Annotated in this window: 10 protein-coding genes and 1 pseudogene; 6 read left to right on the top strand and 5 right to left on the bottom strand. The window is 51.9% G+C overall.

Features of this window, described 5'->3' with window-relative positions:
• Positions 1 to 9: 9 nt before the first annotated feature.
• Both G340_RS0106120 and G340_RS0106125 read right to left on the bottom strand, forming a co-directional pair.
• Positions 10 to 702 (bottom strand): FadR/GntR family transcriptional regulator, encoded by a 693-nt coding sequence (locus G340_RS0106120; RefSeq protein ID WP_020072776.1) that lies wholly within the window; start codon positions 700 to 702, stop codon positions 10 to 12.
• 240 nt (positions 703 to 942) lie between these two features.
• Positions 943 to 1,317: a hypothetical protein gene (locus G340_RS0106125; protein ID WP_020072777.1), complete on the bottom strand. Its 375-nt coding sequence runs from the start codon at positions 1,315 to 1,317 to the stop codon at positions 943 to 945.
• Here G340_RS0106125 and G340_RS0106130 point away from each other — a divergent pair.
• Positions 1,310 to 2,500: an iron-containing alcohol dehydrogenase gene (locus tag G340_RS0106130; protein ID WP_456151859.1), complete on the top strand. Its 1,191-nt coding sequence runs from the start codon at positions 1,310 to 1,312 to the stop codon at positions 2,498 to 2,500. The two genes, G340_RS0106125 and G340_RS0106130, sit on opposite strands and share 8 nt — an antisense overlap.
• A gap of 142 nt (positions 2,501 to 2,642) precedes the next feature.
• Entirely contained in the window at positions 2,643 to 2,891 is a 249-nt protein-coding gene (locus G340_RS16460; protein ID WP_020072779.1) for a hypothetical protein, read from the top strand.
• A 57-nt stretch (positions 2,892 to 2,948) separates the two neighbouring features.
• Here G340_RS16460 and G340_RS0106140 read toward each other — a convergent pair whose 3' ends face one another.
• Entirely contained in the window at positions 2,949 to 3,740 is a 792-nt protein-coding gene (locus G340_RS0106140; protein ID WP_020072780.1) for a hypothetical protein, read from the bottom strand.
• Positions 3,741 to 3,966: 226 nt separating this feature from the next.
• Between G340_RS0106140 and G340_RS0106145 the strand changes: the two genes are divergently transcribed.
• Entirely contained in the window at positions 3,967 to 4,332 is a 366-nt protein-coding gene (locus G340_RS0106145; RefSeq protein WP_020072781.1) for a VOC family protein, read from the top strand.
• A 56-nt stretch (positions 4,333 to 4,388) separates the two neighbouring features.
• Here the strand turns inward: G340_RS0106145 and G340_RS0106150 are convergent, their stop codons facing one another.
• Positions 4,389 to 6,041, bottom strand: coding sequence for a sigma-54 interaction domain-containing protein (locus G340_RS0106150; protein WP_020072782.1), 1,653 nt, complete (start codon positions 6,039 to 6,041; stop codon positions 4,389 to 4,391).
• A 344-nt stretch (positions 6,042 to 6,385) separates the two neighbouring features.
• On the opposite strand from G340_RS0106150, the gene G340_RS0106155 reads away from it, so the two are divergent.
• Genes G340_RS0106155 through G340_RS0106165 form a run of 3 tightly spaced genes read left to right on the top strand, consistent with a single transcriptional unit; the run spans position 6,386 to position 9,808 of the window.
• Positions 6,386 to 8,032 carry a BCCT family transporter gene (locus G340_RS0106155; RefSeq protein WP_020072783.1) on the top strand — a complete coding sequence of 549 codons (1,647 nt, stop codon included), beginning with the start codon at positions 6,386 to 6,388 and terminating at the stop codon, positions 8,030 to 8,032.
• Entirely contained in the window at positions 8,013 to 9,554 is a 1,542-nt protein-coding gene (locus tag G340_RS0106160) for an HAL/PAL/TAL family ammonia-lyase (protein ID WP_020072784.1), read from the top strand. Before G340_RS0106155 ends, G340_RS0106160 begins: the two co-directional genes overlap by 20 nt.
• Positions 9,551 to 9,808 (top strand): hypothetical protein, encoded by a 258-nt coding sequence (locus tag G340_RS0106165; RefSeq protein ID WP_020072785.1) that lies wholly within the window; start codon positions 9,551 to 9,553, stop codon positions 9,806 to 9,808. Before G340_RS0106160 ends, G340_RS0106165 begins: the two co-directional genes overlap by 4 nt.
• A 591-nt stretch (positions 9,809 to 10,399) precedes the next feature.
• Here the strand turns inward: G340_RS0106165 and G340_RS18410 are convergent.
• Positions 10,400 to 10,611 (bottom strand): annotated as a pseudogene (locus G340_RS18410) (IS110 family transposase); the annotation flags it as partial.

A 10,611-nucleotide genomic window follows, 5' to 3' on the forward strand; every position in this document is an offset into this window, starting at 1 on the left:
TCATTCCTCCTAATATTTGAGCTGAGAATCGTCCATGGCCTGCAAAATGTGCCGCCGTGCCTCTTCCGCCGCGGCGTCCGGATTCTTATCCCGAATTGCCTCGAAAATGCGGATGTGAGCCTCGATGGCCCGCTGATGCGTGCCGGGGACATTCATCGTTTCGAGATAACCCTCCCGAATCGATTCACAGATTAAAGGCAGAATACGCTTTAACACGTCATTCTGCGTGCACTCCGCCACAGCCGTATGAAAATCCACGTCGCGGGAAGGGTACTCCAGCCCGTTGATGCGCTCCGCAGTCTCCATCTCTTCAATTGCCTGGCCGAGCCTGTACAGATTCTCGCCGGTGGCCCTTTGCGCCGCCAGCCTCGCGATTTGCGGTTCTATCAAAAGTCTGCTTTCGAGCAGGTTTTGAAGCAGTTTATTCGGGTTTGCAAAATGCAGCCCCAAAGGGTCGTCTTTGAGTCCGGGGCTTTCTGTAATGAAAGTGCCTCTCCCCCTGTGAATTTCGACAATATTATCGGCAATCAGCAGCTTGACCGCCTCGCGCACAGTGGAGCGCCCTACGCCGAACATGGTCGCCAGCTCACCCTCGCTCGGAAGGCGGTCGCCGGGCTTCAGATTTTTTTCCACAATCATTTCCTTCAGCTTTTTGGAAATCAAGAGGGGAAGTTCTCTGGTGCCAAACAAAATTTGACTCATGTTCACACTCCTCGGTTTTCGCTGCGCCGCGCGTTCCGTCCTCCGGACAAAAGCTGCGTATTCTCAGGATTTTTGTGCAATTACACAAATTTGACGATTTGATTATACCAAACCCAAAATCAGATTTCAAGACTTTTTATAATTATATTTATTTTTATGATGTTAAATTATCAAACAGTACCAAAAATTCATATAACGTCATGTGACGTCTGACGACTGACATCCGATTAGAATTTGGCACTACCACCCGATCCGCCCGCGAAATTCACATGCTTCAAGTGCCGTAATTCTACTGCTTTCGCTGTTTTTCATCCGCGCTCGCGCTTTCTTCTCACCTCCGTTCTTATTGTCTGCAAGCAGTTCAAAAACATACGGGCGGTATATCCTAAACATGCCGATCCGATAAAAAACACCGCGCGGAAACAGGCGGCAGAAACGCGGGTACAAAACCGTCTCTTCCTTTTTCAGAAAATGATTCGCGGCCGCGTCGGAATTTTGTGCGTAACGGGCGAGTGGGCGCTCTTTCGCTTGACTTTGCAGGCTCCCGCGAGATAGAATAGGAACAGAAATTGCGCGAAACGAAAACTGGAACGTGAAAACAGAAAGGGTGTTCATTTTGGAAAGCTTCGTATATCATGTACCTACCAAAGTTATATTCGGAAGAGACGCAGAGCTTCAAATCGCACCGGAGGCCGCGGCCCGCGGTGTGAAACGAATTCTTTTGGTATACGGCGGCGGCAGCGTAGTCAAAAGCGGATTGCTGGCCCGGATGGAAGACTCCCTGGCGAAAGCCGGGATCGAGGTGCAAACCTTGGGAGGCGTGCAGCCGAACCCGAGGCTTCAGCTGGCGCGAAAGGGCGTGCAGCAGGCGCTGGAATTCGGCGCGGAGCTGATTCTGGCCGTGGGCGGCGGCAGCGTCATCGATACCGCGAAGGCCATCGCGATCGGCACGGCGAATCCCCAAACGGATATCTGGGAATTCTGGCTGCGCCGCCAAACCGTGACAAAGGCCCTGCCGGTCGCCGTGGTGCTCACCATCTCCGCGGCGGGCAGCGAAACGAGCGATTCCGCCGTTCTCACCGATACCGAAACCAACAGTAAGCGCGGGCTGAACTGCCCGTTCAACCGCCCGGCGTTTGCGGCGCTGAACCCCGAGCTGACGATGACCCTGCCCAAATTCCAGATCACCTGCGGCACGGTGGACATCATGATGCACACGATGGACCGCTACTTCAATCCGGTCGTAACCAATCAGGTAACAGATGAGCTGGCCGAAGCCCTGCTGCGGGTGGTCATTCGCAACGGCCCCGTCGCGCTCGCGAACCCACACGACTACAACGCCATGAGCGAGCTGATGTGGGCGGGCAGCCTCTCTCACAACGAACTGACCGGGCTCGGCGGGCAGAAGGACTTTGCGCCCCACCAGCTGGGCCATGAGCTGAGCGGCAAATTCGACGTGGCGCACGGCGCGTCGCTCTCCGCCATCTGGAGCTCGTGGGCGACGTACACCCGTACCGCAAACCCGGAGCGCTTTGCCCGTTTCGGCAAAAACGTGTGGGGGCTGACCGGCAACGATACGGAGGAGCTCTCGAAAGCCGCAATCGAAGCAACCAACCGTTACTTCCGTTCCCTCGGCATGCCCACAAACTTTACCGAGCTGGGCATCGGCGTACAGCCGGAAGAGGTCATTGAAGACCTCGCGTGGCGCTGCTCCTTCCAGAATACCCGCACCATCGGCACCTTCCAGAAGCTGAACCGCCAGGACATGGCGGAAATTTACCGGCTTGCAAATAAATAGCTCTTTCTTTCCATTTTACGAGAGGAAAAACACAGAGTTGTTGCCTGTTCTAAAAAATATTGACAAACCGTCTTTTTACGAATAAACTGTTATATATTAATTGGCAAAATTTACCTTTTTTGTCTTTAAACAGGAGATTATTATGTTTCATTTTTTAAAGAAAGAAATTGAATTAATTTCTACTTTTCAACCGGAAATATACGCAAAAATCATCAGCGGTTTGAAAGAAAAAAACATCTGGTATCGTATAAAGACTACTTATACCGGTTATGGCAACCGTGGCACGGGAAAAATTGGATCGATCGGTGAGAGAGTAGAATTAGAAACACAATATCAAATTTTTGTAAAAAAAGAAGATTATGAACTGGCAAAGCATCTGCTCCATTTATGAAAAAACGTGCTATTGGTCATTTCCAATAGCACGTTCGCTCCTTTTCACTTGTTCAGACTATCTGTTTTCAAACTCAGGAACACCAGAATCAACTAAAGTGTTTTGAATTTCTACGTCCCAAGTAGAACTCCCTCTCTGTAATGTAATGTAATAATTTGCGCCCACTATTGTTGAAGTATTCTCTATATTGACTGGCAGCCAACTACTGGGCGGAGTATATGTCCAAGTTCGTTTAGAAGGGGAATATGCCACATTCATATTTCTTTGTGATTTATACCCACCATTATAAACTTTCCCTACCTGTCCTACATCAATAAATTGTTCTATCACATAAACCCCACTTCCAACATAGTCCCCTGCCCCAGAATTTGAGCTAAATCCTCCAGTTACGGATGTAATTTCTATATAATCGTCTCCTCCTAGAGTTGATATTTCATAATTAGCTGTCAGATAGCCATACATTTGTTGTGAATCATCCCATTTATATTTGTAATTGCTGCCTCCAGAAGAAAATGGAGAAATATGTGATGCCTGATTTTTCAAAATTTTCAGATCTTTCCTTATCTCTTCTGTATCTTTCTGATCAGTAGAGATAAGGACTAAATAATCTTTTTCTCCCGTGTTATTACTTAACCTTCTTGTTGAAGAAAATATAAAATTACCATTTTGCTCAATATAATCGTTTTTTTGTAAAAAGTCTGTGATATAACTTTTTGATAATTGACCATTGGAAGAAATGTTGTTTTTTATTCCACTTTCTTGTTGGGCAGCGGAAACATTGAACGTAGGAAATACCAAAAGAACACAAGCTAAAGTAAGACTAATAAAGGCTTTAAATTTTTTGTTCATTTCTTTTCCTTCCTTTCATTGTCTAATCTCAAAAGCATCTAAACTTTTAACCATATTATTTTACTATCACCTCCAACCCAAATGTAAATATTTGTCAATTTTATTATAAATCACCTTTTTACTATGTCAACTAAATTATTTGTTTTTATGATATAATTGCTAATTTTTATATTTATTATGTAATCTAAAATGATTTAATCTGTTGTTCATCAAAAGGAGAACCCTTATGAAATCCACTTTTCTGCATTTCAATTTCAACGTGTTCGATCTGGAAAAAAGCCTGGCCTTTTACAGCAAGGCGCTGGGCCTGACGGAAAAGCACCGCAAAACCGCGGCGGACGGCTCGTTCATTCTTGTGTACCTCACGGACGGCTCCACCGATTTCGAGCTGGAGCTGACCTGGATGCGCGACCGCAAAGAACCGTATAATCTGGGCGACAACGAGATTCACCTGGCGGTGCGCGTGCCCGACAAGCAGGAGGCCTACGAGCTGCACAAGAGCATGGGCTGCATCTGCTACGAGAACCACGAAATGGATCTCTACTTCATCAACGATCCCGACGGATACTGGATCGAAATTCTCGACCGCTGATTCCGCTCCCGCAAAACAGAAAACCCCCGCCGGCCCAGCCGGCGGGGGTTTTCGCTCTACTGTATGATCCCGTACTTTTTCATCCGGTACTGCAGGCTCTGGCGGCGCAGGCCAAGGGAGTCGGCGGCGCGCGTGATATTGCCGCCGTAATATTCCAGAACCGCTCTGAGCACCTGGCTCTCATAGGCGTCTATCGTATACTGCAAATCCTGGTGCAGCCAGCTTTCCTCCTGGTGCTCCCCGGCGGAAAGCATCTGCGGCTTTTGAGTATCCTGCAGGTAGCGCGGCAGATGAGCGACCCCGATCACCGGGCCGTCCACCACGTTCAGGGCAAAATCCAGAACGTTATGGAGCTCGCGCACATTGCCCGGCCAGCTATACCGCGAAAACAGCGCGATCACATCGGAGCCGATGCTCTCAATGGATTTCGCGTATTTATAGGCCTTCGCCGAAATATAATCCTCCGCCAGCAGCGGAATATCTTCCGGATGCTCCCGCAGCGGCGGCAGATCTATCGTCACGGTAGAAAGGCGGTAATATAAGTCCTTGCGCAGAACATTGTTCTTCAGCAGCTGCGCGGGAGGCTCGTTGCAGGACGAGATAAAGCGGATATCCGTCTTTTTGTCCTGGCTGCCGCCGATCCGGCGGAAGGTTCCCTCCTGAATCACGCGCAGCAGCTTCGACTGCATGGAAAGGCTCATGGAATTCAGCTCGTCCAAAAACAGCGTGCCGCCGTCGGCCTCCTCCAGCAGGCCGATGGAGTTGGTGCTTCCCGTGAAGGCGCCCTTCTGGGTGCCGAAAAAGACTCCCTCAATCAGCGTGTCGGGGATGGCGGCGCAGTTGATGGCCACGAATTTTTTATCCTTTCTCAGACTGAATCTGTGGATGCTTTGGGCAAAAACTTCCTTTCCGGTTCCGGTTTCGCCCACCAGCAGCACGCTGCTGTTCTGAGCCGCAACCCGTTTGGCAAGGTTTATCGCATCCGCAATCTTCTGCGAGGTGCCGATAATGTTATTGAAGGTGTACCCCGAAAACCTTGCGGGCGGCAGCTTTTCTTCCTGGTCCGTCAGAGCGGCGCGTATCTTTTCCAGCCAGGCGATCTGGGCCTGAATTACCTCCAGGTTCTGCTCAAAAACCACTACCCCCGCCAGTTCCTTGTTCTGAAAAATCGGGTATGCCGTATTGACGGAGGCCACACCGCTGCCGGTTGTGGTCTTGAATGTATCAAAGCGGTTCAAAACGGGCGCGGCCGTTCTCAGGCACGTCAGCACAGTGCTGATGGACTCGTCCAGATCGTACATATCGAGCAGATGCTTTCCCCGCACGGACAGGCCGTCGGGAATATCGGAAATCTTTCTGCTGTTTTCGTTCAGATACACCAGGCAGGCGTCCTTGTCATAAATCTGTACTCCGTCCGTCACTCTCTCGAGCGCAGACTGGTAGAGAAAATTGACGTCCGTATGCTTTTTCAGGTAGTAGACCATACCGTTGCCCGAATCCCAGCGAAGAAAGTCATAGAGCTCGCCGTTCCGGCTCAGCTCTCCCTGGTTCCGGCTGAAATCTGCCTGAGGGAATAAAACGGAGAACGGCTGGTGCAAAAACGACGACCATATATGCGCACAGCTGCTCTTCGCCGCCATATCCATCCATTCAAACGATTGAATCCTCTTTTCGCGATCCAGAGCAATGGCGACATCGGCCATATTCATAACTGGCACCTCCCCGGTTTTCATATGATGGAAAATCACTTTCTTCAAATCATAGCACAAGGCTTTCCGCTGGTCAATAAGTGCAAAATGACTTGCCTAGGTGCCAAATAATTTGGCGCTAAGGCAGAAAACGGCCCAACAGTCGCTTTTTTACTTTACCGCAAAAGTGGCTTAAACAGCGGATTTTTTCTGTAGGATTCTGTTTTTTTTTGTATTTTTTACTTGGCACGGAATATGCTACTATATTCTTATTGCTAGCAAAAAAGGCCCGGTACCAAAGGAATAAAAAAATTGCGGATACGAACCGATGGTACCCAGGCCATGATAAAAAGGAGGAAAACAGAATGAAAGAAACCGATACCACACAGAAAAAGCCTCTGAAAATGGGCGTTTTCATCCCCTCGTTCGTCATCACCGGCGGCGCAGCCATTCTCGGGCTCGTAAACAACGAGTGGCTAACCTCTGCGACCTATACCGTTTTTGAATGGTCGCTGAAAAACTTCGCATGGCTCTACCAGCTGGTCGCAATGTTCACTCTCGTCATGATCGCCATCATGTGCTTCTCCCGAATCGGAAAAATCCGGTTCGGCGGCCCGAAGGCCAAGGCAAAATATTCCTTCGCGTCCTGGTTCGCCATGATACTTACCGCCGGCATCGCGACCGGCCTGATCACCTACGGCGCCAACGAGCCGCTGATCTACTACGGCAATATTTACGGCGAGCTCACCGCCTCGGGCATTCAGCCCGGCTCGCCCGAAGCGTCGTTCTTTGCGATGGGCCGCGTGTTCTACAACTGGTCGTTCATCCCTTACGCCATGTACGCTCTCTCGGGAGTCATCATCGGGTATTTATACTATAACCGCGGTCAGGAGCTTTCCGTCTCCGGCTCCCTCACCCCCCTGTTCGGGCCGAAGGTAACGCAGGGCCTGGCGCGCGACGTAATCGACACCCTCTCTGTTCTGGCCATCGTTCTTGGGCTGGCCTCTTCCCTCGGCGCGGGGCTTGCGCTGATAGGCAGCGGCCTGCAGTCGGCGTACGGCATTGCGCAGGGCCCCGTTCTCTGGTTTGTCCTCGCGGCAGTCATCACCGCGGCTTTCACCATTTCTTCCGTTCAGGGAATCGACAAGGGCATCAAATGGCTTGCCGACCTCACCTCAAAAATTTTCTACGCTCTGGTGGCAGCCCTCATCCTAATCGGGCCGACCCTGTACATTCTCAACATGATGAACGTCGGCATGGGCTACTGGCTGGATCATTTTTGGTCCTGGGGCCTTGATCCCTATGTGATGGGCGGCGAAGCGCTGGTCACCTGGTGGACGATGTACGACTGGGCCATCTGGATTGCGTACGCGCCGCTGATGGGCATTTTCTTCGCCATAATCTCTTATGGCCGCACAATCCGCCAGTTCCTGGTCGTCAACTGGATCGCCCCCGCTGTTTTCAGCATCGTGTGGTTCAGCATCTGGGGAGCCACCGCTCTCGAATGGCAGGCCACCGGCGTGGCGGACATGGTCTCTGTGATTCAGCAGAACGGAGCCGTGGCCGGAATGTGGGAATTCTTAAAGCACATCCCGCTGAGCGCCGTATTTATCCCCATCGTCATCGTCACGCTGATTGCCGAGTATGCCAATACGGCCAACGGCATGGCAACCACCATTTCTTCCATCTGCACAAAGGGCGCGCGCCACGACGAAGAGCCGGCCACGTGGCTCAAAATTCTCTGGGGTGTCACCATCGGCGTCATTTCCGCAATCATGGTGGCGTTCGGCGGCGGCGAGCAGGGCGTTGACGGTGTCAAATACCTTGCGGCCTGCGGCGGCTTTGCCGTTCTGTTCGTGTTCGTGCTTCAGGTAGCGTCTACGTTCAAGGTGTTCTTTCTGGATAAGGAGACGAAGAAGGATATTGTAGACAGCGAGGATTTGATTGAAGGAAGCGAAGAAACCGACCAGGAAGCCGGAAAGGAGCAATCCCGTGCAGAAGCCTTATCTTAAAAGCATTACGCTGGGGCCCGATATTACGCTGGAGGATCTGGTCAGCGTGGCGCGCCACGGCGCCAGGGTGGAATTTTCTGAGGAGTACCGGGAGCGGGTCAACCGCTCCCGGGCCCTGGTGCAACAATGGGTAGACCAGAATCGCGTTATGTATGGTGTTACCACAGGCTTCGGGGCTCTTTGCACAAAAGCGATCTCGAAGGACGAGACATCCCAATTGCAGCGCAACATTATTCTTTCGCACTCCACCTCCGTGGGCGAGCCCCTCACACAGGAGCAGGCCCGCGCTACCATGCTGATGGTTCTGCAAAATCTGGGGCGGGGATACAGCGGGGTGCGGCTGGCCATACTGGAAAAATACCGCGAATTTCTGAACCGCAATTTGGTGCCGTGGATTCCCCGGGAGGGCTCCGTGGGCTACCTCTGCCCGGAGGCTCACATGGCGCTGGTGCTGCTCGGCGAGGGCAAGGCCTACTTTGACGGCCGGCTGCTCCCGGGGGCCGAGGCGCTGGAGGAGGCCGGGATCGAGCCGATCGAGCTTTGCGCAAAGGAAGGGCTCGCGCTGATTTCGGGAACTACCTCCGCCACTGCGCTGGCTTCCCTGGCCCTGTATGATTTGCTGGGCGCCGCCAAAGCGGCGGACGTGATCGCCGCAATCACCTTAGAAGCCTCCAAAGGGCTGATCCGGGCCTACGACGACAGAGTCATGCGGGTTCGCCCGCACCCCCAGCAGCGCGACACAGCCGCCAATATCCGCGATATTCTGGCGGACTCCGAGGTGATCGATCACTGCCGAAACGCCCGTGTTCAGGACGCGCTCTCTCTTCGCTGTGTTCCGCAGCTGCATGGGGCCGCCAGAAAAACTCTGCTGGACGCCCGCAGAACCCTTGAAATCGAGATCAACTCCTGCTGCGACAATCCCATCATCTGGAGCGAGCCGGGCGAGGAGGATGTGATCTCCGCCTGCAACCCCGATTCCTCCTACGTCGGCATCGAAATGGACAGCGCCTGCATCGCGGCGACGTGCCTCGCCAAGATGTCGGAACGCCGCAACAACCGCATGATCGACGAAACGCTGTCCGGCAATCCGTGGTTCCTGATCAAAAATCCGGGCCTGAATTCCGGGCTGATGATCCCCCAGTATACACAGGCGGGTCTTTTAAACGACATGCGGGTACTCTCCACCCCCTGTACCATCGACAACACCTCCACCTGCGGCAATCAGGAGGATTACGTGGCAATGGGCTACAACGCCGCGAAAAAATCGGTTCAAATTGCCGAAAAGCTGGAATACATTCTGGCGATCGAGCTGCTTTCCGCGTATGAGTCGCAGGTGTTTCTCGATTCCTCCCTCGCGCGCAGCCCGGTCACCGCTAAAATACTGGCCGAAATCGGCCGGCATGTACCCACCATTGAACAGGATGTCTTTCTACACCCGCACATTGAATTCCTGCGAAATTTCATCCATTCCGGAAGATTGGCTGAAATCGCCGAACAGACCATCGGGAGGTCTTTATTATGAAAAAACAGGCTCAGGAAATCGTAAAAATGGATTTGGCCAAAATCTTTTTCACGCCGCCCAACACCAAAAAAGAAAGAATTATTTTGGTGTTGTTGATGGTGATCACCTTTATGATTTTCTTTGGCCCGATTTGTTTTTCAGACATTCCCCCGCTCCGGGCCGTTCTGCTCGCCTGCATGCCCACGCTCTCCATTTCGTGGGGAGTGCTGATTTTGCTGCGAGCGCGATTCCGAAAAAAAGATTTTTGCAAATAGCGTCCCGTATTCACAGCAAGGCGCAGCCGGCCCACAGGCGGACAAAGTCCATGAAGGGCAAGGCGGGCCACCCGCCAGTGCGGCAGCCTATTTGCCGTATGGGCCCGATATTGCGAGTGCAACCAACGCGGACGCAAAAGAGAATGTTTTTTGCGGCTGCACCATTTTTTTAATACTCTGAGCGCATGCGCGCCCGCCAGTTTTTTCGGCGGGCGCGCACTTTTTTTTGCACAGCGTCCGCCCTTTCATCGCCCCCACCAGGATACTAATTAAACTGCAAAATGAGACCGTTTAGAAGCGCACGGGCAACCGGGCCGTCGGCCCGGTTGCCGCATCCAGTCACCTTGCGCCGGTGGGCGCGCTGCGGGAATTGCATTCTAAAAGCCGGACGCTTCTCCAGTCCTCGAAAGATATCATCAAGATTTTACTTGAACCTGATTTGAATGAAACGATATCCTGCTATCATCTAAATGGAGTCCTGCTAACAAAAGTCAAGCCCCAAATTCAAGAAAATTCAGTGTAGAAAAAAGAGTATAACAAAAAGGCGGCCACAATATGCGCCCACCTGAATAAGTGAAATCCAGAGACTGACTATGTATTCGAGTGCATTTGCTCCAAAGCGTTCAAATGGTCTCTGACTTTGGCGTGGTAAATGCGCAGGAATTTGTTCGCAGCGGCGGTCATGTAAACAAGATAAGGCTTACCCTCGGCACGCTTGCGGTCAAGAAATTGGTATACCGGCTCGTCCTGTGGAGAGCGTTTCAGGTGCGTACTGACAATTTGAAACAAGGTCTTTCGCAAAT

Origin of the sequence: Faecalispora sporosphaeroides DSM 1294 (genome assembly GCA_000383295.1) — a bacterium.
GTDB classification, from domain to species: Bacteria; Bacillota; Clostridia; order Oscillospirales; family Acutalibacteraceae; genus Faecalispora; species Faecalispora sporosphaeroides.